The 26572-nt window shown below is 65.2% G+C and carries 23 protein-coding genes; 4 read left to right on the top strand and 19 right to left on the bottom strand.

The genetic code is table 11. The features are described 5' to 3' along the window. Positions 1-34 precede the first annotated feature (34 nt). The 14 genes from C8K14_RS07465 to C8K14_RS07400 form a co-directional block, all read right to left on the bottom strand. Positions 35-484 (bottom strand): BLUF domain-containing protein, encoded by a 450-nt coding sequence (locus C8K14_RS07465; protein WP_107716201.1) that lies wholly within the window; start codon positions 482-484, stop codon positions 35-37. Then, positions 474-1154 (bottom strand): response regulator transcription factor, encoded by a 681-nt coding sequence (locus tag C8K14_RS07460; RefSeq protein WP_107716200.1) that lies wholly within the window; start codon positions 1152-1154, stop codon positions 474-476. The genes C8K14_RS07465 and C8K14_RS07460 overlap by 11 nt, the downstream gene beginning before the upstream one ends. 478 nt (positions 1155-1632) lie before the next feature. Beyond that, positions 1633-2265 carry a TetR/AcrR family transcriptional regulator gene (locus C8K14_RS07455; protein WP_107716199.1) on the bottom strand — a complete coding sequence of 211 codons (633 nt, stop codon included), beginning with the start codon at positions 2263-2265 and terminating at the stop codon, positions 1633-1635. Positions 2266-2342: 77 nt separating this feature from the next. Next, entirely contained in the window at positions 2343-4136 is a 1794-nt protein-coding gene (locus tag C8K14_RS07450) for a hypothetical protein (RefSeq protein ID WP_107716198.1), read from the bottom strand. 11 nt (positions 4137-4147) lie between these two features. Then, positions 4148-5257 carry a chemotaxis response regulator protein-glutamate methylesterase gene (locus C8K14_RS07445; RefSeq protein WP_107716197.1) on the bottom strand — a complete coding sequence of 370 codons (1110 nt, stop codon included), beginning with the start codon at positions 5255-5257 and terminating at the stop codon, positions 4148-4150. Positions 5258-5261: 4 nt separating this feature from the next. Then, positions 5262-6131, bottom strand: a complete 870-nt coding sequence (locus tag C8K14_RS07440; RefSeq protein ID WP_233250953.1) for a protein-glutamate O-methyltransferase CheR — start codon at positions 6129-6131, stop codon at positions 5262-5264. A 4-nt stretch (positions 6132-6135) separates the two neighbouring features. After that, positions 6136-6636: a chemotaxis protein CheW gene (locus C8K14_RS07435; protein ID WP_107716196.1), complete on the bottom strand. Its 501-nt coding sequence runs from the start codon at positions 6634-6636 to the stop codon at positions 6136-6138. Next, positions 6633-8471, bottom strand: a complete 1839-nt coding sequence (locus tag C8K14_RS07430; RefSeq protein WP_107716195.1) for a methyl-accepting chemotaxis protein — start codon at positions 8469-8471, stop codon at positions 6633-6635. Before C8K14_RS07430 ends, C8K14_RS07435 begins: the two co-directional genes overlap by 4 nt. A 51-nt stretch (positions 8472-8522) precedes the next feature. After that, positions 8523-9071, bottom strand: coding sequence for a chemotaxis protein CheW (locus C8K14_RS07425; RefSeq protein WP_107716194.1), 549 nt, complete (start codon positions 9069-9071; stop codon positions 8523-8525). After that, complete coding sequence (locus C8K14_RS07420; protein ID WP_107716293.1) at positions 9068-11005, bottom strand: methyl-accepting chemotaxis protein; 1938 nt, start codon at positions 11003-11005, stop codon at positions 9068-9070. Before C8K14_RS07420 ends, C8K14_RS07425 begins: the two co-directional genes overlap by 4 nt. Before the next feature lie 107 nt (positions 11006-11112). Beyond that, complete coding sequence (locus C8K14_RS07415; RefSeq protein WP_022678498.1) at positions 11113-11616, bottom strand: chemotaxis protein CheW; 504 nt, start codon at positions 11614-11616, stop codon at positions 11113-11115. A 4-nt stretch (positions 11617-11620) separates the two neighbouring features. Beyond that, entirely contained in the window at positions 11621-13660 is a 2040-nt protein-coding gene (locus C8K14_RS07410; protein WP_107716193.1) for a chemotaxis protein CheA, read from the bottom strand. Beyond that, positions 13657-14025: a response regulator gene (locus C8K14_RS07405; protein WP_022678497.1), complete on the bottom strand. Its 369-nt coding sequence runs from the start codon at positions 14023-14025 to the stop codon at positions 13657-13659. The genes C8K14_RS07410 and C8K14_RS07405 overlap by 4 nt, the downstream gene beginning before the upstream one ends. Beyond that, a complete protein-coding gene (locus tag C8K14_RS07400; RefSeq protein WP_221291506.1) occupies positions 14022-14333 on the bottom strand; it encodes an STAS domain-containing protein in 312 nt (103 codons plus the stop codon). Before C8K14_RS07400 ends, C8K14_RS07405 begins: the two co-directional genes overlap by 4 nt. Positions 14334-14533: 200 nt before the next feature. Here C8K14_RS07400 and C8K14_RS07395 point away from each other — a divergent pair, with 200 nt between their 5' ends. Continuing rightward, positions 14534-15472: a DMT family transporter gene (locus tag C8K14_RS07395; RefSeq protein WP_028658446.1), complete on the top strand. Its 939-nt coding sequence runs from the start codon at positions 14534-14536 to the stop codon at positions 15470-15472. Here C8K14_RS07395 and C8K14_RS07390 read toward each other — a convergent pair. The 4 genes from C8K14_RS07390 to C8K14_RS07375 form a co-directional block, all read right to left on the bottom strand. Next, a complete protein-coding gene (locus C8K14_RS07390) occupies positions 15438-15902 on the bottom strand; it encodes a MerR family DNA-binding transcriptional regulator (protein ID WP_054131267.1) in 465 nt (154 codons plus the stop codon). The genes C8K14_RS07395 and C8K14_RS07390 overlap by 35 nt on opposite strands. 83 nt (positions 15903-15985) lie before the next feature. Next, entirely contained in the window at positions 15986-17608 is a 1623-nt protein-coding gene (locus C8K14_RS07385; protein ID WP_107716291.1) for a long-chain fatty acid--CoA ligase, read from the bottom strand. 153 nt (positions 17609-17761) lie between these two features. Continuing rightward, complete coding sequence (locus C8K14_RS07380; RefSeq protein WP_054131142.1) at positions 17762-19063, bottom strand: OmpP1/FadL family transporter; 1302 nt, start codon at positions 19061-19063, stop codon at positions 17762-17764. A gap of 85 nt (positions 19064-19148) precedes the next feature. Continuing rightward, entirely contained in the window at positions 19149-19574 is a 426-nt protein-coding gene (locus tag C8K14_RS07375) for a DUF2147 domain-containing protein (RefSeq protein ID WP_054131141.1), read from the bottom strand. 265 nt (positions 19575-19839) lie between these two features. Between C8K14_RS07375 and C8K14_RS07370 the strand changes: the two genes are divergently transcribed. From C8K14_RS07370 to C8K14_RS07360, 3 genes are read left to right on the top strand one after another with little or no spacing between them, the layout of a single operon-like run. After that, positions 19840-20973 (top strand): thiolase family protein, encoded by a 1134-nt coding sequence (locus C8K14_RS07370; protein ID WP_062784758.1) that lies wholly within the window; start codon positions 19840-19842, stop codon positions 20971-20973. Beyond that, the gene (locus tag C8K14_RS07365; RefSeq protein WP_054131140.1) at positions 20973-23306 is read left to right on the top strand and encodes a 3-hydroxyacyl-CoA dehydrogenase/enoyl-CoA hydratase family protein; all 2334 of its coding nucleotides are present in this window, start codon (positions 20973-20975) and stop codon (positions 23304-23306) included. Before C8K14_RS07370 ends, C8K14_RS07365 begins: the two co-directional genes overlap by 1 nt. A 15-nt stretch (positions 23307-23321) precedes the next feature. After that, complete coding sequence (locus C8K14_RS07360; protein ID WP_022678488.1) at positions 23322-25112, top strand: acyl-CoA dehydrogenase C-terminal domain-containing protein; 1791 nt, start codon at positions 23322-23324, stop codon at positions 25110-25112. Between the two features lie 120 nt (positions 25113-25232). Here C8K14_RS07360 and trmFO read toward each other — a convergent pair whose 3' ends face one another. After that, the gene (trmFO, locus tag C8K14_RS07355; RefSeq protein WP_107716192.1) at positions 25233-26570 is read right to left on the bottom strand and encodes a methylenetetrahydrofolate--tRNA-(uracil(54)-C(5))-methyltransferase (FADH(2)-oxidizing) TrmFO; all 1338 of its coding nucleotides are present in this window, start codon (positions 26568-26570) and stop codon (positions 25233-25235) included. Between the last annotated feature and the right edge of the window lie 2 nt (positions 26571-26572).

Genomic DNA, 26572 nt, shown 5'->3' with positions numbered 1-26572 from the left:
TGCAGATTGCGATTGCGGGGTTAACAAATGTTGATCACGTCGCACGATGCTGGCCGCAGCCGGGGTTTGCGCCGGGCAGGGGCTTGGCAAACGCCTGCAACAGGCTAAGCAGCGCGGGTGCGCCATCGGCCATGGCCGTGCGAACCTGGTCGGCCAGATAGACCGATGCCCCGGCATAGGCGAGTGCCCAGCCATCGAAGCGGCGATGGGGCAGCGTGCCTTCGGCCAGCGTCATGATGTGGGTGTGGCGCACATCATCACAGATCGTGCTTCGCATCTGCGCCAGTGCGGTGGCGGGGCCTTCCAGTGCTTGGATGAAATGCTGCCCGGTAAACAGCAGGGCGCCGCTGAGGCCGCATTCGGCATTGCGCAGCGCCGCGTGGGCAACCAGGGCCTCTACGGTCGGACCGGCCCAGGCGGGCGCAACGGCACAGTTGCTGGCATAGAGCCAATGCTGCACGGTGGCCCCACCCTCAGGCTGCATCAAGCCCTTGATCCAGAACGCCGGTGAACACGGCGAAACGGATCAGGGCAGCCAGATTGTCCATTTGCAGCTTTTGCATGATGTTGCCCCGGTGCATTTCCACTGTGCGTACCCCGATCCGCAGCCGTTCGGCAATTGCGCGGTTGGTCAGCCCGGCAACCACGCCCCGCAGCACTTCCTGCTCGCGCGGGGTCAGTTGCGTGGTCAAGGCCGTAGCCTGGCCCACGCGCTGCTGCTTGGCGACGCGAGCGGGCAGGATCGAAAAGCCGTGTTCGAGGACCGGGCGCAAGGCATCGGCCTGAACCGGCATTTCCAGGAAATCCACGGCGCCGGCGCGCAGGGCCTGGACCACCTGCGGGATCGTAGGGGAAACGGCCATGACGATGACTGCCATCTCTGGCCGTTGCGAAAGGACCGCGCGCACGATCGGGCCTGGGCCTTCCTCTTCGCCAGCGATGGGCGTGGCTTGGGCAGGGGGCTGAGGCGTGCGCCAGGCCAGCAGGACGCAGCCGGCAGGAAGATAGCCCAGCGCGTCTGCCAGATCGGCAGACGCGGCAAAAGGATGACAGTCCAGCCCTTGCTGACGTATCAATTGTGCCAGATCCCGACGATGCAGGGCATCGCTATCCACGATGTGAACGGTGCGTTGCGCCACGTTGATCTCGCCCATCCCGGTTCGGCAGACCGAACCTGTTCAGTTATAACCGAAATCAGCCTTAGATTGCAGGCTCGGCAACCAATACCGTAGCGATACGGGGTACGGTGATCTACGCCGAGTAATTGCAACAAACTGACATGAGTTAGGGGAAAACGACAGCTGCAATCGGTATTGCTGTACAAATTAACTCGCAGGGAACCGGTTTCGTCAACGCGCAATAGCGGGCACGCACGCGCATCGACGAAACCGGGGCCAGGCCCGGCCGGGCTGCTTTACGAAAAAGCCTGTTGCCCGGCCGCCCTTTGCCGACGCGCGGGGGACGCGTCGAATAAAGAAAGCCCGCGAGGGACCATGGGGATGGGGGGATGCCGGCCAATGGGGGGAGAAGCCGGCTGGCCCCGCGACTTTCAATACCAATTGGTATAGAAACCCGCAGATGCCGCGTCAACAAGTTTATATACCGCTCGGTATCGCAAACGCTGGGCGTTGCTCAACGCCCCGGCCAGAGTGCCAAGGCGGTTTCGACGATCGTATGAAGGCGCGCAAAATCAGCACCTGAACCGGCTTGGACGCTCATTCCGCTCAACAGGCACAGGCAATAAGCGCACAGCGCCTGCGCGGTGTATCCGGGAAAATCGCCCTCCGCCTCGGCCCGCTCGAACCGTGCAAGCAGCGCCTGCTCATAGGCGGCGCGGCGGGTAATCACCTCTTGCCGCATCGATTCGTCGTAGGTGGAGGAAGCGACTGCGTGCATCACGCCAAAGCACGCCCGCCCGCCCTCGCTGGTGGTCAACATTGCCAGGGCATCGCGTAGCATGGCCGCCGCCACGCCGCGCGCGGTCGGCGCCAAAAGCGCTTGGGTCATGAACGCCAGCTTGTCCCGCTCGTAAAGGTCCAAGGCCTTGCGAAACAAGGATTCTTTATTACCAAAACAGGCATAGAGGCTGGGCCGGGTGATCCCCATCGCCTCCGTCAGGTCAGACAACGAAGCGCCATCGTAGCCGCGTGTCCAGAACACGTGCAGAGCGGCCAGCAAGGCTGCATCGGGATCGAACTGACGCGGTCTGCCGCGAGAAGGGCCACAGGCTGTGACAGGCGTTGGCGGGATCGCGACTTGGCTCATATGCCGCAGACTATAGGCAGGCAGGCGCGCAGGTCCAGCACGGGTGCTGCCTGCGTCGCATTCGCCGCCGCCGCAGATCAGAACAGCGCGTCGTCGAACAAGGCGTCGTCATCGTCGTCTTGGGCGTCACCGGGGCCAAAGCCGGACGTGGGCTGGCTGTTGGCGAGTGGAGCCATCCCGTGCAGGAGAAAGCGATCGTGCACCACGCGTTCGCTCGCCATGGTATAGATCTGTCCCAGCGCGTTCATTAGCGCGGCGATCGCAGCATGGGCGGCGGGATCATCGCTGTTACCACTGCCGGCAAGGTCGGCGGTGCGCACCGCGATCGCCTCGATCGTCTTGGCCAGGTCCAGGCTCACTTCCAGTTCGTCCCGCGTCTTGCGCAGCATGGTGGCGATGGTGTCGCTCTGCTGGCTGGCCACGGCGATGGCCTGTTCCGTGCGCTGCGCGCCTTGGCGGATCATCGCCAACGAAAGCGCCAGTTCGTCGCCAGTGCCGACCTCGCCGGAACGGTCTGTGCCGCGCATCGCGGCCGAGCATCCGTCGAGATCGCTGGCGGCAGCGTTGATATGCGTGACCGCACCGTCCAGCGTTTCGGCGTGGCTGCGGATTTCGTTGGCGATGACCGTCATCGGCCGTCCGATCGCTTCAACCCGCCGGCAGGACAGGCCGATATTGATCGCCATCAGTTGCACGTCGACGCGCAAGTGACGGATTGCGGCGGCACGGGCTATGAGGTCAGCCACGGTGGCGATGATCAGGCCCAGCGTCTGTTCGGCCTGGGCATCTGCCTCTTGCAGTTGCGCGATCATGGCGGTGGCTTCGGCAATTCCGCTCTCCAGCTCGCGCAGGAACGCTGCTTCGCCGGCATGCTGCTGCGCGGGATCGTGATCGGCCGGCGCGGCGGGGGCCTGCAACGCCAGCAGGCGGTTGGCCTCAGGCTCAAGATCGTGCAGAGATCCAACAAGCACCAGCGTCTCGCGGCGGAAATCGATGGCGGTTTCTTCAAGCTGGGCGTGCAGCAGGGCCAGCACATGGTGGCAGGCCGCCTCTTCGGCGGGGGAGCCGGGCGGGCGCCCGCCCAGGTGCGCGTCGAGCATCTCGCATCCGGCCAGCACATGTTCCAACCGCTGGCGGGCAATATCGCCGATCTGGATGGCGCCCAGCACGGTCGCGACCTTGGCCTGGATCGTCGCGGCGATCTCTCCGGTTGTGCGCGCCATCGCGGCCAGGCCATCCTGGTGACTGGCCAGCGCGCCGGCATCGCGGATCAGGCGGTCTGGCACCTGTGGCACCACGCGCGCGCATTCGTTGACCAGCCGCGAATCCGATCGCAGCATGCTGGCAAGGCCGGCTTCCAGCTCGGCCAGACGCCCGTCGAAGCCGGCGGCGTCGGCTTTGCCCATGTCCAGTTTCTGCGCCATGAGATCGGCGAAATCGACAAAGTCGCGCGCGCCACCCGCAGCAATCTTGACGTTCATGCCATAGATCTTGAGCGCATCGAGCGTGCGTTGCAGATCATGAATCTGCGCGGTGAGGCGGGCCGATACGGCGCGGATGTGGCCCACCTGGTCGGCCCGACGGGCGGCCTGATCGGCCACGCTGTAAAGCCGCTTGGCCGCGCGGGTGAGGTTTCCCACCGCGCCCGAACCATCGCCATCGCCCAGGGCGGCGCTGATCTGGCCGAGGGTGCCAACCACGGCCGAAATAGCCTCTACCGTCCGCTCCAGCGTGGTGCCGATGCGGGTGAAATGATCGTCGAGACCATGCAGGATATCCGCGAGGCGCAGGCGCAATGGCGCGGTGAGCGCGGCATCGGCCGGCGGCGGCGGGGTATCTGCCATGGGCGGCATCAGCGGTTCGGGTTGCATCGCGGCGTTCCTTAGCGGGCCGTAGCCTGCAACAGTTCCTGGGCGATCGCGCCAAGCGGCACGATGCGATCGGCGGCGCCGCGCGCGATCGCTTCCTTGGGCATGCCGAACACGATGGAGGTGGCTTCGTCCTGGGCGATAGTGCGCGCGCCGGCCTCCTTCATTTCTAGCAGCCCCCGCGCGCCATCGTCGCCCATGCCGGTCATGATGATCCCCACTGCATTCGATCCCGCGCAGCGCGCGGCGGAGCGGAACAGCACATCGACCGAGGGACGATGCCGGCTGACCAGTGGCCCGTCGCGCACCGAGACAAGGTAGCGCGCGCCCTGGCGTTCGAGCAGCGTATGCTTGCCGCCCGGCGCGATCAGCACATGGCCGCGCATCACGGTGTCGCCGTCTTCGGCCTCCTTCACCGATACCTCGCACAGGCCATCGAGCCGGCGGGCAAAGGCGCGGGTGAAATGTTCGGGCATGTGCTGGACGATGACGATGCCGGGCGAATTGGCGGGCAGCGCTTCCAGCACTTCGCGCAAGGCTTCGGTGCCGCCGGTGGAAGCGCCGATGCACACCACCATTTCGGTGGTGCGGCTCATCGCCTTGCTGCCCACGGCGCGCACCGGTGGTGGCGGCAACACGGCATCGGCGGTCAGCTTGGGCTGGGGATGGAGCGAGGGCGGCGCGCTGGCTGCGGCAGAGCGGCGGCCGCCACGCACCTTGGCCCGCGCGGCTGCCTTGACCGTGTCGCGGATCATCAGCCGGCTTTCGGAAAGGTGATCGGCCACGCCCACGCGCGGTTTCAGGATCACGTCGACTGCGCCCGCATGCATGGCTTCGAGCAGCGTATCCGAGCCTTCCTCGGTCAGCGACGAGCACATCACCACCGGCACGGGGCATTGCTGCATCAGCTTGCGCAGAAAGGTGATGCCATCCATGCGCGGCATTTCCACGTCGAGCGTGATCACGTCGGGCACCTGTTCGTGGATGTGGCGGGCGGCAGCAAAGGGATCGGCTGCCGTCGCCACCACTTCCAGTTCGGGATCTTCTTCCAGGATGGCTTTCATGGTCTGGCGCACGCTGGCGCTGTCGTCGATGACCAGGACGCGGATCTTGGGGGCCGGCATCGGTCTATCTCCTCTGGAATATGGTATTGCCGACAGAATCGAGCGGCAGATCGAAGCCGGCGATCGATTCCGAATGGCCCACGAACAGGTATCCGCCCGGCGCCAGGCATTCGACCAGGCGCGACACCACCTTTTTCTGGGTCGGCTTGTCGAAATAGATCAGCACGTTGCGGCAAAAGATCAGGTCAACCTGATGGCCGATGGCATAGGCTGGCTCCATCAGGTTGAGCTGGGCAAAGCCGACCTTGGCGCGCAACCCAGGGTGGATGCGTGCCTCGTTCGCTCTGGCCCCCTGGCCCATCCCGACATAGCGTTGGCGCAGCAGGGCCGGCACCGGCTCCATCATCTCGCGCGGATAGATGCCCTTCTGGGCGGTGGCGAGCACGTTGGTATCAAGATCAGTGGCGAGGATCGCGTAATCGGGCCCGCCGTTGGCTTGCGCAAAATCGTCCATGACCATGGCCAGGGTGTAGGGTTCGGCCCCGGTGGAGCAGGCCGCACTCCAGGCGCGCACCAGTTGGCGGCGCTTGGCCGCAAAACCGGGCAGGATGTTCTGCGTCAGGCGTTCGAAATGGCGCGGTTCGCGAAAGAAATCGGTCTTGTTGGTGGTGACGGCATTGATCAGATGCACCACCTCGTCGCTGCCGGCGCCTTCACCCAAGACGAAGCGGCAATATTCTTCCAGCTTTTCGAAGTGGAGCGCACGGGCGCGGCGGCGTAGCCGGCCTTCCACCATGGTCTGCTTGGCGGCCGGCATGCGGATGCCGCACTGATCATAGATGAAGGCGGACAAATGCTTGAACGTGCGCGGCGTGATGCCGTCGCCCACGATCGCGGCGTTTTGCGGGATTTGGGCAGGGGCAGGTGTGGCCACAGGTTCAAACCTCCGCCGGCAGCAGCACGGTGTCTTCGCTGCCAAAGATGCGCGCTACATCCAGGATCACCACGAACCCTTCGGCCTCGCGCACCACGCCATCGACAAATTCACCGCGCCAGGCCGTGCCGATATCAGGCGCAGGCTCGATGCGCGCGCCAGACAGGGTGCTCACCGCCAGGACACGGTCGATCACCACGCCCAGCGGCAGGGTGCGATCTGGCAGCGGCACGTCGAGAATGATGATGCGCGTGGCCAGTGTCGGCTCGACTGCCGGCAGGCCAAGGCGGCGGCGAAAGTCTACCGTGGGCACGCCCTGGCCGCGCACGTCCGTCAGGCCCAGGAAATGCGCCGGCCCGCCGGGCACGTGGCTGGGCACCTGGTAGTCCAGGATTTCGCGCACGAGCACGACCGGCACGGCGAACACTTCCCGCCCCAGGCCGAACGTCACGACCTGAAGATCATCGCGGGTGGGCGCATCGGCCAAGGGGCGGGGGGCGGTCATGCGGCGGCCTGACCGAAATCGGCGTCATCGTCGTCCGCTGCGCCGGCTGACATGTCGATGGCAAAACCCTTGAGGCGAGCCTGCTGATCGCCGATCGAGCCAGGACGTGCGGCCTTGCGGGCGGGCTTGCCCGGCTTTGTCGCCGATTTGGCAGCCTTGGCCGGCTTGGCCGCGACCGGCTTGGGCCGGGCGGCAGGGGCAGTGCCCTGGCCCCCGGCGCGGGCATGGGCATCGACGCGGAAGTACGAGATGCTGGCTTGCAGCTCTTCGGCCTGGGCGGCGAGTTCTTCCGAGGTAGCGGAAATCTCTTCCGAGGCTCCGGCGTTCTGCTGGGTCACCTGGTCAAGCTGCTGGATCGCCTCGTTGATCTGCGCGGCGCCGATATCCTGTTCGCGGCAGGCGGCGCTGATCTCGCTGATCAGCTCGGCGGTGCGGCGGATATCGGGCACCAGGCGCGTGAGCATTTCACCCGCCTCCGTCGCGGCCTTGACCGTGTCGGACGACACCGCGCCGATTTCCGACGCCGCCGTCTGGCTGCGTTCAGCCAGCTTGCGCACTTCGCTGGCCACTACGGCAAAGCCCTTGCCATGCTCGCCGGCCCGCGCCGCTTCGACTGCGGCGTTGAGCGCGAGCAGATCGGTCTGCCGGGCGATTTCCTGGACGATGCCGATCTTTTCCGCGATCGTGCGCATGGCATCGACCGCACGGTTGACGACCACGCCCGATTGTTCGGCGTCCTTGGACGATTGGCGCGCGATCTTCTCGGTCTGGGCAGCGTTGTCGGCGTTCTGCTTGATGTTGGCAGCCATCTCTTCCATCGAGGCAGAGGCCTGCTCGGCGGCGGCGGCCTGTTCGGTCGCCCCTTGCGAGACCTGCTCCGAGCTGGCGGCAAGCTGCTGGCTGCCGGCAGAGACGTTTTCCGACGCGGCGCTGGCATCGGACACCACATCGCGCAGACGGTCGACCATGGCGATCAGTGCCAGGCCCAACTTGTCGCGCTCGGACAGCGCGACATGGTTCACCGTCAGATCGCCATTGGCGATCGTGTCGGCAAGGTCAGCGGTCTTGCGCAGATTGGCGGTCATCTGGTTGACCAGCGCGATCAGGTCGGCAATCTCGTCGTCGCTGTCGGCCGTGATGCTGACGTCAAGATCGCCCACTGCCACGGCATCGACCACGCCGGTGATCTTGGCCAGCCCGCGCGACACCACGCGCCCGATCCAATAGGCGCCCAGCAAGGCGATGATCAATGCTACAGCGCCAGAAACCAGCAGTAGGGAGCGCGCTGTTGCGTAAAGCTCGTTAGTATCGTTATCGGCCTTTTTCATCTGCGTTTGCTGGATTTCCACCAGCTGTTCCAGCGTGCCTTCCATGGTGGTCGCGGCCGAACGGGAATCCGTGATCGAGATCCGGCCAGCCTCTTCGTTGCGGTTTTCCATCGCGGCGGCGCGCATGCGGCGGTTGGCTTCCTTGAGCACTTGCCACTGCTGCGTGAGCTTGGCCCAATAGGGCTTGCCTTCTTCGCTTGCCTGCTGGCTGCCCCTGACCAGGATGTCCTCGATCTTGGTCACGTTGGCATCGGATTCGGTGTTGAACTTGGCGGTCAGATCAAGATCGCTGGTCAGCGCCATGTTCTTTTCACGGCGCAACAGGCGGTTTACCTCGATCACCAGTTCCTGTGCGGTGTTGAGGCGCACGACCGGGCCGGCAATCACATCGGAAATAGCGGAATTGAGGGTGCTGAGGCGGCTGATCGAAAGCCCGATCACGCCGGCCATGACGATGATGAGGACGGCAAACGTGGCCGCCAGCTTCAATTTGATGGTGGGACGCATGGGGATTCCCCTTCGTGCGGTGGGGCAGAATTGATGGGCGAGTGGGGCGGTTCAGGCAGCGGTGGACATGGCCAGCCTCCCGCCTGCAGCGTTTTCGACGGTAGCGGTGCCTGCGGCGTGCACGGGATCGTCGCCAGCAAAGATGCGCGGCAGGTCAAGGATCACGATGAACCCATCCGCCTCGCGCACCACGCCCTGGACGAAGCCCGCGTTCCACGCGGTGCCAATATCGGGCGCCGCTTCGATACGATCGACCGGCACCGTCACCACCGCCAGCACACGATCGATCACCACGCCCAGTGCCAGGGTGCGATCGGGCAGCGGCACATCCAGAATGATGATGCGCGTGGCCAGCGTAGGTTCTACTGATGGCAGCCCCAGGCGGCGGCGAAAGTCTAGTGTGGGCACGCCCTGGCCGCGCACGTCGGTAAGACCCAGGAAATGCACCGGTCCGCCCGGCATATGGCTGGGCACCTGATAATCCAGGATTTCGCGCACCAGCACCACCGGCACGGCGAAGACTTCCCGCCCCAGGCCGAACGTCACGACCTGAAGATCATCGCGGGCGGGCGCTTCGGCCAAGGAACGGGGGGCGGTCATGCGGCGGCCTGGCCGAAATCGGCATCGTCGGCATCGGCCGTTCCAGCCGAGAGATCGATGGCAAAGCCCTTGAGCCGCGCCTGCTGATCGCCGATCGAGCCGGGGCGCGCCGCCTTGCGGGCAGGCTTGGCGGCAGTCTTGCCAGGTTTTGTGGCGATCGCCTTGGCCCGGCCTGCGGGCGCGGCGCTGCGCGATGCGGTGCGTGCATTGGGATCGACGCGGAAGTACGAGATGCTCGCCTGCAGCTCTTCGGCCTGGGCGGCGAGTTCTTCCGACGTGGCCGAAATCTCTTCCGAGGCACCGGCATTCTGCTGGGTCACCTGGTCAAGCTGCTGGATCGCTTCGTTTATCTGGGTGGCGCCGATATCCTGTTCGCGGCAGGCTGCGCTGATCTCGCTGATCAGTTCGGCCGTGCGGCGGATGTCGGGCACCAGCTTGCTCAGCATGTCGCCGGCCTCGGCCGCAGCCTTTACCGTGTCGGACGATACGGCGACGATTTCCGAGGCCGCGCTCTGGCTGCGTTCGGCCAGCTTGCGCACTTCGCTTGCTACCACGGCAAAGCCCTTGCCATGCTCGCCGGCGCGGGCCGCTTCGACGGCGGCATTGAGTGCGAGCAGATCGGTCTGCCGGGCGATTTCCTGAACGATGCCGATCTTTTCGGCGATCGTGCGCATCGCATCGACCGCGCGGTTGACCACCACGCCTGATTGCTCGGCATCCTTGGCCGATTGACGCGCGATCTTTTCGGTCTGGGCCGCGTTGTCGGCGTTCTGCTTGATGTTGGCGGCCATCTGCTCCATCGAAGCCGAAGCCTGTTCCGCCGCCGCAGCCTGTTCGGTCGCGCCCTGCGAGAGCTGTTCCGAACTGGCGGCGAGTTCCTGGCTGCCGGACGAGACGTTTTCCGATGCACCGGTCGCTTCGCTGACCACGTTGCGCAGGCGGTCAATCATTGCCACCAGGGCCAGGCCCAACTGGTCGCGGTCGGATAGGGCAGCGTGGTTTACCGTCAGATCACCATCGGCCAGGCTGTTGGCCACTGTGGCGGCCGCCCGCATGTTGGCAATCATCGCCATCAGTGCCTTGCCCAGCCGATCGCGGTCAGACAGCAGTTCCACGTCGTTGGACAGGTCACCCAGGGCGATATTGTCGGCAAACAGGGCGGTCTTGCGCAGATTGCCGATCATGGTGTTGAGCGAGCGGACGACATCGGCGATCTCGTCATCGCCCTTCATGTCGATCATGTTGTCGAGATCGCCCTCGGCTACGGTGCCCACTGCGGTGTTGATCTGGCGCAGGCCGCGCGCCACCATCCGGCCGATCCACACGGCACCGGCCACCGCCACGATCAGTGCGAGCAGCGTGGTGACGATCAGCGTGCTGCGCACCGAACCGTAGAGATTGGCGGTTTCCGTGCCGGCGGCCTTCATCTCCTTGCCCTGGTCATCGACGATCTGGTTGAGCGTCTTTTCCAGCTCCACTGCCGCACGGCGGCCATCGGTGATCGAGATCTGACCGGCGGCATCGTTCTGGTTGCGCATGGCCAGCGCACGCATGCGGGCATTCGCGTCCTTTAGCGTAGCCCATTGTTCATCGGCGCGGTTCCACATCGGCCGCGTTTGGTCGGTGGCGGTTTGGCGGCCCTGATCGAGCATTTCGCTGACCTTGCGCACCGTGTTGTCCGACTGCGTGTTCCACTCGCGCGTCAGATCCATGTCGCTGGTCAACGCCATGTTCTTTTCGAAACGGACCAGCTGGCTCATCGTCATGGCGGTTTGCTGGGCCAGTGACAGGCGGGCTGCCGGGCCGGAAATGAGGTCGGCGATGCTGGTGTTGAGCGAACCCAGCGCATTGATGGACAGGCCGGCGATGGCCATCATCAGGATGATGAGGGCGACGAAGGTAGCTCCCAGTTTCAACTTGATCGTGGCACGCATGGTGGGAAAATCCTTGTTTCTGGCGCGTCGCTGGCGGCCAGAAAGGGGGGCCGCATCAGGCTTGGTCATCGGGTTGCGATCGTTGGCAAAGACATCGCCAGGGGCCATCAAGCCGCCAGGCTACCCCCGCCGAGCTGGCGTGGTGCCGCTTCGAAAATGGCCGAAAGGGCCGGCAGCACGATCACCCCGTCGGCCTGACGCACGAACTCGCGCACGAATTCGCGGCGCCAGCGCAGGCCAACCTGCGGCGGATCGGAACTGTCGCTGCGCGACAGCATCGCCACCTCATGAACTTTGTCGGTGCGCAGGCCGATATGCGTCATCTCGCCATCGATCTGGGTTTCGATCACCACGATGCGGCTGTCGGGCGTTGGCGGGGTGATCGCCATGCCGAAAGCCACGCGCAGATCGGCAATCGGAATGATCTTGCCACGATAGTTGACGATGCTGGCGACCAGCGGCGCGGCGCCGGGCACGCGCGTTTCGGGCAAAAGGTCAACGATTTCGCGAATGTCGGTCGCCTCGATCGCCAGGCATTCGCTGCCAACGTCGAACGTCAGCACTTCCAGGTTGCCGTGTTCGTCCCAGCGGGTCTTTTGGGTGTCGGTCATGGTGTCAGCCCACGGCGCGCAGCCGTGCCTCCCGTTGCTGGCCGGTGGCCACGAGTTGCATGATGTCGAGAATGAGAGCGACGCTGCCGTCTCCCAGGATCGTGGCGCCCGAAAAGCTGTTGACCGCGCGGTGCACGCCAGACATCGACTTGATCACCGTCTGGTGACTGCCAATGATCTGGTCGACCACCAGGCCCACACGTTCCCCTGCGGCGGAAATGACCACGATCTTCTGGTGCTGATCGGGCTGGGCGCCGGTCTCGAACAGGTCATGCAGGCGCAGGAACGGCACCAGCGCATCACGCAGGCGGATCATGCTGCGGCCGCGCGTGCGCAGGTCTTCCTCGGCAGACAGCTCGATACATTCCTCGACCGCCGCCAATGGAATGACATAGCAGCCACTGGCCACGCGCACGAGCAGCCCCTCGATGATCGCCAGCGTCAGCGGGATGCGCAGGGTAAAGGTGGAGCCCTGGCCTTCCTGGCTGGCGATATCGATTGTGCCGCGCAGCCCTTCGATCGTGCGCTTGACCACGTCCATCCCAACACCGCGCCCAGACAGGTTGGTGACCTGGGCGGCCGTGGAAAAGCCGGGGTGGAAGATCATCTGCAACAATTCGTGATCGGTCACGCTCTGGCCGGGCTGGATCAGGCCGTTCGCCTCCGCCTTGGCGCGCACCCGCTCGCGGTTGATGCCCCGGCCATCGTCGGTGATGGTGATCAGCACCTCACCGCCGGCATGGGCGGCGGTCAGCATGACGCGGCCAGTGGCCGGCTTTCCGGCGGCCAGGCGCTCCTCGGGTGTTTCCAGGCCATGATCGCAGGCATTGCGGATGAGGTGGACGATCGGATCGGCCAATTGCTCGGTCACGGTCTTGTCCACCTCGGTGGATTCGCCGTCGGTCAGCAGTTCGATCGCCTTGCCGGTGTCGCGCGCCAGATCGTGGATCAGGCGGCGGAAGCGGCCGAACAGGTTGGCCACTGGCACCATGCGCAAGACCATCATGGTGTCGCGCATTTCGCTGACCAGGCGCTCGATCTCTTCCGAGATGGAGCGCAGCGCCACTTCGCCCGACGCACCGATCAGCCCGCTGTTCGCCAATTGCGACAGGCGGCTTTGCACGATCACCAGCTCGCCCACGCGGTCCATCAGCACGTCGAGCCGTTCGGCCGGGACGCGCACACTTTCCCCGGCGCGCGGCGCCTGGCGGGCGGCGGCATCGGCCTGGGCCGGCACCTGGACAGCGACGCTCGCTGGCGTTCCCGTGGCAGCGGCAGCAACGGCGCCCGGCGCGGCTGCGGTCGTGGCCCCGTCCGTCTCCGCCGCCGTTGCTGCCAGCGGGGTCAGCTCCATATCCATGTCGTCCATCACGAAGATGAACACGTCCTCGATCGCGTCGCGGCTGATCTCGCCCAGCAGTGTCACGTCCCAGCCGATCAGGCATTCGGTTGGCACCAGATCGGGCAGGGCGGGCAAGGCATCGCACAGCGCCACCACCCGGCATTCGCCCAATGCTCGCAGTTCGTCGAGCAGGCTCAGCGGATTGGTGCCGTTGGCCATGGCCGAGGCGGGCAGGCGAAAACGCAGATGCCATCCACCAGTCGTCGATGTGGCTGCCGCTGGTGTTGGCGGGGCTGTTTCGCCCGCTGCCGTGGTAGGCATTGCGCCGCTTTCCGGCAGGGCGGCATGCAGCCGCGCCAGGATCGCATCGCCTGTCGCCTCGAGCCCCGCACCATCGCCATCGACCAGCGCGCGCATATGATCCATCGCCGACAGGATCACGTGAACGAGTTCGGCCGTGGCGGGAAACAAGCCCTTGCGCACCCGATCGAATGCGGTTTCGCAATGGTGGGTGAACGTGGCCAGCGCATCAAAGCCGAACATCGCGCCCGAGCCTTTGAGCGTGTGCAGCCCGCGGAACACCGCATCGATCAGCCCGCGATCGTCCAACTGGTTCGACAGATCGAGCAGTGCCTGTTCGATCTGGTCGAGGAGGTCACCAGCTTCCACGCGGAACGCGGCAATGGGATCTGTTTCGCTCACCGGCCCAGCACCTTCTTGGTAATGCGCAGCAGCTGATCGGGCTGGAACGGCTTGACCAGCCAGCCCGTGGCGCCAGCGGCGCGGGCTTCCTGCTTGATGGCATCATCTGACTCGGTGGTGAGGAAGATGATCGGGGTGCCCATCTGCACGGGCAGCTTGCGGATCTCGCGGATCATGCTCAGCCCATCCATGTTGGGCATGTTGAGATCGGTGATGATCATGTCGAACTTCTGGCCCTGCGCCTTGCCCAGGCCTTCCAGCCCGTCGCAGGCCTCGGTCACGCTATAGCCTGCGCCAGTCAGCGCGATCCGCGTGGCAAGGCGCAGACTGCTGGAATCGTCTACGGTGAGGATCGAGGCCGTCATTGCGGGAGTTCTCCGTGAAACCAGAAATCGAGGGTTTCGGTGCTGGGATCGGTCAGGAACCCGGCGCGGCGCAGCAGTGCCGTCACGGCCGGATTGGCCGGCGCCGACAGACGCAGCGCGCGGCTGTCACGCAGGGCATGCTGGCGCGCCGCTTCCACCAGCTGCACCAGGGAAAGATCGACATCGACCAGATCCGACAGGTCGAGCACCATCGCGGCATGCGCTTCCAGGGACTCGGTCATGTTCGACCAGGCCGTGGTGATGGTTTGCATGTTGGCCACCGGGCCAAGGCTGAGGGTAAAACTCATGGCACACTCCGCAGAACGCACCATGGATTACGGGGGCGGGGCTGAAATCGGCGTAAGGCGCCCCTGCGGCATTTCCCCTAGAGCGGGCGAAACGCGCAACGTTCCAATGGCTGGGTTCCAATGGCTGGCTCCCGGCACGATTATCGACTAAGGCGCGCGGGAATTTCTCCCGACACCATTTCAGCCCGGACCTTTTGTTTGTGAACGATCGCAAGCCTGTCGATGCCGCTGCCGTTGCCATCATGATCGTGCTCTGCGCGATCTGGGGTTCGCAGCAGGTTGCCATCAAGCTGGTGGCGGGCGCGATGAGCCCGCTGTTGCAGATGGGCCTGCGTTCGGGCCTGGCGGGCCTTGCCACGCTGGCCATTGTGCTGTGGCGTGGGGAAGGGCGGGTGATCAACCGCCAGACCCTGGCACCGGGCCTGGCCATCGGGCTGCTGTTTGGCACCGAATTCCTGCTGGCGGGCGAAGCGCTGCGCTTCACCAGCGCCTCCCACGTCACCATCTATCTCTATACCGCGCCAATTGGCGCTGCCCTGGCGCTGGGTCTGCTGCGCCCTGACGAGCGCCTGCGCGCTGGCCAGTGGGTGGGCATCGCGCTGTCGTTTGCAGGCGTGGTGCTGGCGTTCAGCGGCGGCAAGGAAGGGGCGGGCTATCCCGATGGTCGGCTGGGCGATGCCCTGGCGCTGGGCGGCGCCTGCGGTTGGGCCTGCACCACGCTGGTGCTGCGCAATTCTTCGCTGGCCAATGCACCGGCCTCCGTCACGCTGTTCTATCAGCTGATGGGCGCTTTCGTGCTGTGCACGCTGGCCGCGCCGGTGCTGGGTGAAACGGCCGTGAGCCTGACCGCCCCGCTCCTGGCCAGCATGGCGTTCCAGGTCGTGGTCGTGGCGTTCCTCAGCTATCTCACCTGGTATGCCCTGCTGCGGCGCTACAGCGCGGCGCGGCTGGGGGTGTTGAGTTTCATGACGCCGATGTTTGGTGTGGCCGCCGGCGTGATCGTGCTGGGTGACAAGCTGGACGCCGCGTTCATCGGCGGCGCCTTGATGATCCTGGCGGGCATCATCATCGTCAGCACGGCCGATGCGCTGCCCGCGCGCCTGTTCAAGCGGCGTTTTCGTCCCGCGGTGAACTCGTAAGCTCGCCGATCTTGTCGATCGCCTCGGCCTCCATGGCCTGAAGCTCGGTCATGGTCTTGAGCAAGGCGCTGTGCTGGCTTTCCAGCTTGCGCAACCGGCTGCGGATATGCGCCACCAGATGCTGCAATTGCTCCAGCCGGGTGGGATCGACATCGTAGAGATCGAGGAATTCCTTGATCTCGCGGATGCTGAAACCCAGCCGCTTGCCGCGCAGGATCAACTGCATGCGTGCCACTTCGCGGTGCGAATAGATGCGCGTGTTGCCCACCCGCGCCGGCTCGATCAGGCCCTTGTCCTCGTAAAAGCGCAAGGTGCGGTGCGTCACGCCCAGGCGGCGCGCCACATCCTGGATGCCTTGCAGGCCATCCTCGGGCGCGGCGGGCGTTGGTTCCGCCGTGGGTTCGGGCGGATCGGGCAAAGTATCGATCATGGTGGCCAATTTTCCCCCCAGAATGGCGCTACCTATTGCGCCGCAAAATGTGGATTGCAACTGCCCCCAATCGCGCCTTGCACTTAAACCGCGGGCGTGGCGGCCTCGGCCTTGGCACGCTCTTCGGCGACCAGTTCCTTTTTCGAAAGCTTGCCCACCATGGTCTTGGGCAGGCTTTGGCGAATTTCGACAGCGCGCGGCACCTCGATCTTGTTGAGGTGCTCGGTCAGGAAATCGAGAAGCTCCTGCGGCGAGACGTTCTGGCCGTCGTGCAGCTTGACGAACAGCTTGGCGCTTTGCCCGCGATAGCGATCGGGAATGCCGATCGCGATGGCTTCCTCGATTGCCGGATGGAGATAGGCCGCTTCCTCGATGACGCGCGGATAGACGTTGTATCCGCCGCTCAGGATCACGTCCTTGAGGCGGTCCACCAGGTAGAGATAGCCATCTTCGTCGAGGTGGCCCACGTCGCCCGTGCGCAGCGCGCCATCGACAAAGACCTTGGCGGTGTCGTCGGGGCGCTGCCAATAGCCGGCCATCACCTGCGGCCCGCGCACGCAGACCTCGCCATTGGCGCCCAGCGGCAGGATCGTCTCGGGGTTTTCGGGGTCGCGGATCTCGATCTGGGTGCCCGGGAAGGCCTGGCCGCAGCTGTTGGCGCGGATATCGCCATCAACCGGGTTGCAAGTGACGATGGGCGAGGCTTCGGTCAGGCCATAGCCTTCGCAGATACGCCCGCCAGTGCGCTGTTCGAACGTCTGGCGCACTTCCAGCGGCAGCGGCGCACCGCCGGAAATGCAGGCGCGCAGTGCCGACAGTTTGGGAATCTTGGCATCGTCGAGCGCGTTCATCGCGATGAACAGCGTCGGCACGCCGAAAAACAGCGTGGGCGGCTTGCGCTTGATGGTGGCCAGCATCGCGTCCATTTCGAAGCGCGGCATCAGCACCAGTTCCGACCCCACCAGGATCGAGAAATCGAGCACGGCGGTCAGCGCAAAGACGTGGAAGAACGGCAGCACTGCCAGCGTGCGCTGCGGGGCAGGCAGATCGCCATGGATATGCGCCTGTTGCTGCAGGGCATTGGCCGTGAGATTGCGATGGGTCAGCATCGCGCCCTTGGGCGTGCCGGTGGTGCCGCCGGTATATTGCAGCACGGCCAGGTCATCGGGCACCAGCGCCACGGGTCGGGGCGGATCGCCGCGTGCGATCAGGTCGCAAAAGCGCATGTGCAGCGCATCATGGGCATAGCGGGCATGGTCGCGCCGCTTGAACAGGCGCCAGCCCCATGCCTTTACCCGGGGCAGGATGCCGGCCATCGGGCAGACCAGGATGGTGGCCAACTGACATTCGTCGGCAATGGCGCGTACCTTGCCGTGGATTTCGCGCAGGTCTGGCACGGCAACAACGCGGGCGCCGCTGTCGGTCAACAGATGGCGCATCTCGCTTTGGGTGTAGAGCGGGTTGAGATTGACCACCACCGCGCCGATCTTGAGCGCGGCAAAGTAGAGCACGATGTAATAGGGCGTGTTGGGCAGGCACAGTGCCACCCGATCGCCCTTGCCCAGGCCCAGGTCCTGAAAGCCGCGCGCCGCCCGTTCGACCATCCGCCCCAGCGCCCGATAGGTCCAAGTGCGGCCCATGAAGTCCACCGCCGGGCGGTCGCCATGATCGCGCACGGCGTTGTCCATGAAGTCACCCAGCAGCATGGCCGGCGGTGACCAGTCTGGCGGCAGGCTGTCGGGTGCGCGTGAAGGGGCGATGGGTGTGGCCTCGATCGGGGGGGCAGCGACCATGTCAGGTTCCGGCAAGAGGGAGGGAAATGGCGCCGAGGCCAAGATGGCCCCGGCGCCTTCGGGCGATCAGAAAGCGACCCGTCCGCCCAGCGACAGCACCACGACATGGGCCTTTTGCAGCATGCCGTTGACCAGGATCGGGGTCTGCGCCGGCGTGCCGGCATAGGCGGCGGTCAGGCGGTTGACCGGCGCATCGGCGAGGGTGAGGTAGTTGGCGGCAACGTCGATCTTGAACGCGCGGCTGAACGCATGGGTGGCGCCCAAGGCAAAGTTCCAGCGGTTGCTATCGGGCACGCGGGCATCGCGTTCGTTCGGGCGAACGGGCGAAACGTCACGCTGCACGCCGCCGCGAACGGTCCACTTGGGGCTGAGGTCAGCGTCAAAGCCGACGGCAACCGCCCAGGTGTTGCGATAGTCTTCGGGGATCGCGGTGTTGAGCGGGCTGCCCAGCTGGATCGCGTTGAACTTGGACCAGCCAAAGCGGGTTGCCTGGGCGTTGAGCGTAAAGCCCGGCGTTACCGTCCAGCGGCCACCGAACGTCAGCTGCCAGGGCGTGGTAAAGTCTGCCTCGGTAGAGATGTTGGCGTTGTTCGCCGCCAGCGGGCCGAGCAGGCCGGCAATCGTCACGTCACCCTTGAGCTTGTGCTTGATGGCCGACTTGTAGCTCAGGCCCACGGTCACGGTCTTGCCGCGGAACTGCGTACCGGCCGACCAGCCCACATCCCAGCCCTTGCCGCTAAGCGTCTGGCTGCCATCGGGCAGCACGGCCAGCAGGTTGGGCAGGGCATTGCCCAGCGTGGCATCGGCATGCTCAACGTTCACTGCGCCGCCGATGGAAATCACCGGGGTCAGTTGCACGGCCAGCGAGGGCTGGATGTCGATCGTGCGCAGGCGCGTGGTCAGCGCGGTATAGCGTGCCCAGCTGCTGTTCGAATATTCGGTGGTGAAGTTGTACGGCGCAGTCACCGCCAAGCCCACGGCGACACGGTTGCCCAGCGAATGCGCGATCGCGCCCGAGGGCACGACGCCCTTGTGGATCGGGTTGTGGGCCACGCTGTCGCCGCCCACGGCCGTGGCAGGCTGGCCAGGGCGCTTGATCAGGGTGCCGTTGTTGACCACGTCGCCAGAGGGCAGGATGCCGGTGGCGCTCAGCATGGCTTCGCCGCCGGTCATGCCGCCGATGCTGGCAGGGTTCCACCACAGGCTTTCCGCGCCCGTGTCGGCCACTTCGCCCGAATAGGCGCGGCCGGTGGCCTTGGCGGACTGGTCCTGAAGATAAAAGCCGCCTGCCAGGGCAGGGCTGGCAAGTCCGGCGGTGCCGGCCAGAAGCACGGCGCAGGCCAGCGTGCGGCGGTGGTTCAGGTTCATCTCTCTCTCACTCCCATGCGAATTTTTGTGGTGTCTGTGGTTTCAACGGAGCCGGTGGTGTTTGGTCTGGCCGGCTCCGGCTGCATCAGCGCAGGCGCTTCCACGTCTGGGTCTTGCACAAGGGCCACACGATGCAGCCCTTGAGCTTGAGCGTGTCAGCATCGGCGATCGTGATCGTCGCCTTGTAGGTGCCGCCGTCTTCGGGATTGTAGATCGAGCCACCCTCCCAACCGTCGGTGCTGCGCGTAAAACCTTGCAGAATGGTCAGCCCCTTGAGCGGACGACTGCGCAGGGCCGGATTCTTGTTTTTGCCATCGGCGAAGGCCGGATTGGCGCGGATGCTGTCGGATTCAACCAGACGCCCGCAGATCGACGCGCCGCACGGGGCAATTTCAACGATGCCATGCTTGGTGGGCGTGGCCCAGCGGCCGATGGCCTGTTCGGATGCGGATTGTCCGGCAGCGTAGGAGGCCGGAGCATAGGTGGCCGCCGCTGCCCCCATCAGGGACATTACGGTGATGGCCAATAACGGCTTACCTCTCATCGTTCTTCATCCTCGACCCAAGAACCCAAAGCGCGCTTCGTGCGTTTCGGTATCCGGTTATCACCCGGCGTTTCTTGCCTTTGCCGGTGTGCGACTCACTCTATGCCCCAAATTTTGGTTGACGTATAGGGAAAGTTGAGCACCATTACGGACGAAAGCAGCGCCAAGGGTGATTCCGTGGTATCGGAGGCACAGGCGGCAGCTGCCCCACCTGACGAGGATGCCAGAAATCATGCCGAATGCGGTCATTGCCGGATATGCCCGGTCACCGTTCCACCTTGCCGGCAAGGGCGCGCTTGCCCGTACCCGGCCCGACGATCTTGCCGCGGCCGTGGTCAAGGCGCTGGTCCAGCGCACCGGCATTGACGCCGCCGCGATCGAGGATCTGATCGTCGGCTGCGCTTTTCCCGAAGGCGAACAGGGCTTTAACGTTGCTCGCCTGATCGGCATGATTGCCGGCCTGCCGCGTTCGGTCGGCGGCATGACGGTCAACCGCTTCTGCGGTTCGTCGATGAGCGCGATCCACTATGCCGTGGGCCAGATCGCAGCCGGCGCGGGTGAGCTGTTCATCGCCGCCGGGGTCGAATCGATGAGCCGGGTGCCGATGATGGGCTTCAACCCGCTGCCCAATCCGGCCTTGGCCAAGGCCAGCCAGGCCTATATCGGCATGGGTGACACCGCCGAAAACCTCGCCAGCCAGTATGGCCTGTCGCGCCAGGCACAGGAAGCCTTTGCCGTCGCCAGCCAGGACAAGGCTGCTGCCGCCATCGCCGCTGGTAAGCTCAAGGACGAGATCGTCGGCATCGAAACCAAGGCTGGCCTGGTCGATACCGATGGCTGCCCGCGCCCCGGCACCACCGCCGAAACGCTCGCCGGGCTCAAGCCCGCTTTCAGCGCCACCGGTACGGTCACGGCCGGCACATCCTCGCCGCTGACCGATGGCGCGAGCGCGGTGATCGTGGCGAGCGAAGACTATGCCCGCGCCCATGGCCTGCCCATTCTGGCGCGGATCAAGGCCATGGCCATTTCCGGCTGCGCGCCGGAAATCATGGGCATCGGCCCGGTCGAATCCAGCCGCAAGGCGCTGGAGCGTGCCGGCATTTCCGTGTCCGATCTCGATGTGATCGAGCTGAACGAAGCCTTTGCCAGCCAGGCGCTGGCCTGCATTGCCGATCTTGGCCTCGATCAGGCGAAGATCAACCTGGATGGCGGCGCGATCGCGCTGGGCCACCCGCTGGGCGCCACTGGCGCGCGCATCGTCGGCAAGGCGGCCAGCCTGTTGCAGCGCACGGGCGGCAAGTATGCGCTCGCCACGCAGTGCATCGGCGGCGGCCAGGGCATCGCCACGGTTCTGGAGGCGATCTGATGCCAGAGGCAACCCACAGCGAGTCCATCAGGAAGGTCTGCGTCATCGGCGCGGGCACCATGGGCGCCGGCATCGCCGCCCAGGTGGCCAACGCCGGCGTGCCGGTGCTGCTGCTCGACATCGTGCGCGATCCGGCCGACCGCAATGCGGTGGCCCAGGGCGCGCTCGATCGCCTGGCCAAGGCAGAGCCGGCGGCGTTCATGAGCAAGCGCGCCGCCAAGCTGGTCGAGGTTGGCAATATCGAAGACGATCTGCCCCGCGTTGCCGAGTGCGACTGGGTGATCGAAGCGATTGTCGAACGGCTCGATCTCAAGCACGCGCTCTACGAAAAGCTGGAAGGCGTGCGCCGCCCCGGCACGGCGGTTTCGTCCAACACGTCGACGATCCCGCTCGAACAACTGATCGCCGGGCGCGGCGAAGGCTTTGCCCGTGATTTCCTGATCACGCACTTCTTCAACCCGCCGCGCTACATGCGCCTGCTTGAAGTCGTCGCTGGCCCGGCCAGCGATGCGGCGCTGGTCGCCAAGGTCAGCGATTTTGCCGATCGCGCGCTGGGCAAGACCGTGGTACGCGCCAAGGATACCCCGGGTTTCCTGGCCAACCGCGTCGGCACGTTCTGGATCCAGCAGGCGATCAACGCCGCGATCGATCTGGGGCTGAGCGTGGAAGAAGCCGATGCCGTGGTGGGCAAGCCGATGGGCGTGCCCAAGACCGGCGTGTTCGGCCTGGTTGACCTGGTCGGCATCGATCTGATGCCGCACTTGAAGGCGAGCCTTACCGCCACGCTGCCGGAAGATGATGCCTATCGCGCCATCGCGATCGATCATCCGCTGATCATGAAGATGATCGCCGATGGCTATACCGGGCGCAAGGGCAAGGGCGGTTTCTATCGCCTCAACCGCGAGGCGGGCAAGCGCAAGGAAGCGATCGATCTGGCCACCGGCGAATACCGCGCTGCCGCCAAGCCGCCATCGCTGCCCGGCGCCGTGTTCAAGGATCTCAAGGCGCTGGTTGGCCTGCCCGGCAAGCTGGGTGCCTATGCCTGGGCCGTGCTGGCGCCGACGCTGTCCTATGCCGCGTCGCTCGTGCCTAGCGCGTCTGACGATATCGTTGCCATCGATGTGGCGATGAAGCTGGGCTACAACTGGAAGTCCGGCCCGTTCGAACTGATCGACAAGCTCGGCACGGCCGCCTTTGCCGAACGCCTCAAGGCCGAAGGCAAGCCCGTGCCGGCGATCGTGGAACTGGCCGCCGGTCGGCCGTTCTATCGGGTCGAAGCGGGCAAGCGCCAGGCGCTGGGCCTTGATGGGGAATACCACGATGTGGCGCGTGCCGCGGGTGTGGTGCTGCTCGAAGACATCAAGCTGGCCGCCAAGCCCCTGCTCAAGACCGCCTCTGCCGCGCTCTGGGACGTTGGCGATGGCGTTGCCGCGCTGGAATTCACCGGCAAGATGAACGCGCTCGATGCCGAGGTGATGAAGCTGATCGGCCAGGCCATTCCGTTGGTGGCGGAAAAGTTCAAGGGCCTGGTGATCTACAACGAAGGCAGCCACTTCTCGGCGGGTGCCAACCTGGGTTTGGCGCTGTTCGCCATGAACATCGCCGCCTGGGGCGAGATCGAAAAGCTCGTTGCCGGTGGCCAGCAGGCGATGAAGGCGCTCAAGTATGCGCCGTTCCCGGTGGTCGGCGCGCCATCGGGGATGGCGCTGGGCGGCGGCTGCGAAGTCCTGCTGCATTGCGACGCCATCCAGGCGCACGCCGAAAGCTATATCGGCCTGGTCGAATGCGGTGTCGGCCTCGTGCCGGGCTGGGGCGGCAATGGCGAACTGCTCGATCGCTGGCGGCACAATCCGGCGCTGCCCAAGGGGCCGATGCCGGCCGTGGCCAAGGTGTTCGAAACGGTGTCGACCGCCACGGTGTCCAAGTCGGCCGCCCAGGCGATCGAACTCGGCTTCCTGCGCCCGACCGACCAGGTGACGATGAACCGTGATCGTCTTCTGGCCGATGCCAAGGCCCGCGTTCTGGCCCTGGCTGAAGGCTATCAGCCGCCCGAACCGCCGGTGTTCCGCCTGCCGGGTGCCGGTGGCAAGGCCGCGCTCGACATGGCGGTGCAGGGCTTCCGCGCCCGCGGCATGGCCACCTCGCATGACGAGGTGGTATCGGGTGCCCTTGCGCGCATCTTGACCGGCGGCGATGCTGACCTGATCGATACCGTGACCGAGGATGAACTGCTGGCTGCCGAACGCCGGGAATTCACCAGCCTCGTCCGTAACCCCGCGACACAGGCCCGGATTGAGCATATGCTCAAGACCGGCAAGCCGCTTCGCAACTGATTGAGGAGATTTGCCATGCAGATCTATACCGCTCCCCTGCGCGACATGCGCTTCGTGCTCAACGAATTGCACACCGACGACGGCTTTGGTGACATTCCCGCGCTTGCTGATTTCACGCCTGACCTGACTGAGGCCGTGCTGTCTGAAGCCGCCAAGCTGTGCCAGGACGTGCTGCTGCCTTTGAACCGCAGCGGCGATGAGGAAGGCTGCACCCTGGAAAACGGCGTGGTCCGCACGCCCAAGGGTTTTATCGAGGCCTACAAGGCCTTTACCGAGGGCGGTTGGAACGCTCTTGTCCTGCCGCCGGAATGGGGCGGGCAGGGCGCGCCCGAGGCCGTGGGCAAGCTGGTGGAAGAGATGATCTGCGCCACCAACGTGTCGTTCAGCCTCTATCCCGGCCTCACCAACGGCGCCATCGCCGCGCTCACCGTCTATGCCAACGACACGCTCAAGCAGGAATACCTGCCCAAGATGGTCAGCGGCGAATGGTCGGGCACCATGTGCCTGACCGAGCCGCACTGCGGCACCGACCTGGGCCTGCTGCGCACCCGCGCCGAACCGGGCGAAGATGGCAGCTACAAGCTGTCGGGCGCCAAGATCTTCATCTCGGCCGGCGAGCATGACCTGACGACCAACATCGTCCACCTCGTGCTGGCGCGCCTGCCCGATGCGCCCAAGGGCGTGAAGGGCATCAGCCTGTTCCTGGTGCCCAAGTACCTGCCCGATGCTGACGGAAACCCGTCGGTGCGCAACGGTGCGCGCTGCACCGCGATCGAGCACAAGATGGGTCTCAAGGCTTCGGCCACGTGCCAGATGCTGTTCGAAGATGCCAAGGGCTGGCTGGTGGGCGAACCGCATCGCGGCCTCGAAGCCATGTTCACGATGATGAATGCCGAGCGCGTGGGCGTGGGCATCCAGGGCCTGGGCATTGGCGAGGCTGCCTATCAGTCGGCCGTGTGGTACGCCAAGGATCGCCTCCAGGGCCGCTCGCTGTCGGGCACCAAGCATCCCGACAAGCCGGCCGATCCGATCATCGTGCATCCCGATGTGCGGCGCATGCTGCTGACCATGCGCGCGTGGAACGAAGGCTGCCGTGGCGTTTCCGCGTGGGTCGCCCGCGCGCTCGATGCCGAAAAGCATGGGGCAGAGCCGGAACAGCGCCAGCGCGCGTCGGACTTCGTTGCGCTGATGACCCCGGTGGTCAAGGCGATGTTCACCGACCTGGGCCTCGAAAGCGCGAGCCTTGCCGTGCAGTGTTATGGCGGTCATGGCTTCATTCGCGAAAGCGGGGTGGAGCAGTATATGCGCGATGCGCGCATCGCCATGCTCTATGAAGGCACCAACGGCATCCAGGCGCTTGACCTGGTGGGCCGCAAGCTGCCCGCCGAAATGGGCCGCTATCTGCGCAGCTTCTTCCATCCGGTCAGCGATTTCATCGACGCCAACCTGGAAGATCCGGCGATCGGCAAGATGGTTGCCGGCCTCAAGCGCGCCTTCGAAGCGCTGCAGGGTGCAACCGCAATCATCGCCGAACGTGGCATGAAAGACCCTGAGGAAGGCGGCGCGGCGGCAACCGACTATCTGCGCCTGATGGGCCTGGTCGCCATGGCCTATTGCTTTGCCAAGGCCACCAAGCTTGCCTCGCGCGAGCTGATGTCGGGCACTGGCGAAGCGGCGTTCTACAAGGCCAAGATCGACACCGCGCGCTTCTTCTATGAAAAGCTGCTGCCGCAGTCGGCCTCGCTGTACCTGGCGATCAAGGCCGGCAAGGGCTCGGTCATGGACTTTGCCGAGGAAGCTTTCTGAGGCTTGGGTAAGGCTTCGCACCACCCCCCCGACCCCCTCCTCTGAAGAGGAGGGGGAGGTAAGGCATTGATCTGAAAGCCCCATCCTCTTTAGAAGAGGGGGGTGGGGGTGGTGGAAGCCTTAAGCCAACGTCTCAAGCCAAGGCCCGAAATCGGCCTTGGCGCGGGTGGTGTAGGCTTCCTTGCGCACTTTCTTCTTCACCGATGGATCGACCGGCGGAAACAGCCCGAAGTTCACGTTCATCGGCTGATAGGTGTCGGCTTCGGCATCCCCGGTGATGTGGCCAAGCAGGGCGCCCAGCGCCGTGGTTACCGGCGGCGGCGTCCACGGCCGGCCGGCCAGTTCCGCCGCTGCCATCAGGCCAGCCAGCATCCCCACCGACGCGCTTTCGACATAGCCTTCGCAGCCAGTGATCTGCCCGGCAAAGCGGATGCGCGGCGCAGATTTCAGGCGCAGCTGCCGATCGAGCAGCGTAGGCGAGTGAATAAACGTATTGCGGTGCAAGCCGCCCAGCCGCGCGAATTCGGCGTTTTCCAGGCCCGGAATGGTGCGGAACAGACGTACCTGTTCGGCATGCTTGAGCTTGGTCTGGAAGCCCACCATGTTCCACAGCGTGCCCAGCTTGTTGTCCTGGCGCAGCTGCACCACGGCATAGGGCCAGCGGCCGGTGCGCGGATCGTCCAGGCCAACCGGCTTCATCGGGCCAAAGCGGAGCGTGTCCTCGCCGCGTTCGGCCATCACCTCGATCGGCATGCAGCCGTCGAAATAGGGGGTGTTGGCCTCCCATTCCTTGAACACGGTCTTGTCACCATCGAGCAGGCCCTGGCGAAATGCCTGGTACTGCTCCTTGTTCATCGGGCAGTTGATATAGTCCTTGCCGGTGCTTTCCGGGCCAGATGCCTTGTCCCAGCGGCTCGCCATCCAGCACACGTCCATGTCGATCGAATCGTGATAGACGATGGGGGCAATGGCATCGAAGAACGCCAGGCTTTCCGCGCCCGTGGCGGTGCCGATGCTGCTGGCGAGCGACGCAGCGGTCAGCGGCCCGGTGGCCACGATGGTCATGCCCTCGGCAGGCAGGGCATCGACGCGTTCGCGCACCACTTCCAGGTTGGGCAGTTCGCGCAGCGCCGCTTCGACGGAGGCCGAGAATACGTCGCGGTCCACCGCCAGGGCAGAGCCGGCGGGCACGCGCGCCTTGTCGGCGGCGGCCATGATCAGGCTGTCACAGCGGCGCATCTCGTGATGCAGCAGGCCGACCGCGTTCTTTTCGTCATCGTCCGAGCGGAACGAGTTGGAGCAGACCAATTCGGCCAGGCCATCGCCCTGGTGCGCGGCGGTGGTTTCGCCGCTGCCGCGCATTTCTGAAAGCCGCACGCGAAAGCCACGCCGGGCGAGTTGCCAGGCAGCCTCGCTGCCGGCCATTCCGCCGCCGATGATGTGAATCTGGTGCGTCATCG

Source organism: Novosphingobium sp. GV079, from assembly GCF_003058045.1.
Classification (GTDB): domain Bacteria; phylum Pseudomonadota; class Alphaproteobacteria; order Sphingomonadales; family Sphingomonadaceae; genus Novosphingobium; species Novosphingobium capsulatum.
Note: the sequence above shows the minus strand (reverse complement) of the source record. Positions and strands in the feature narration are given on the sequence as shown.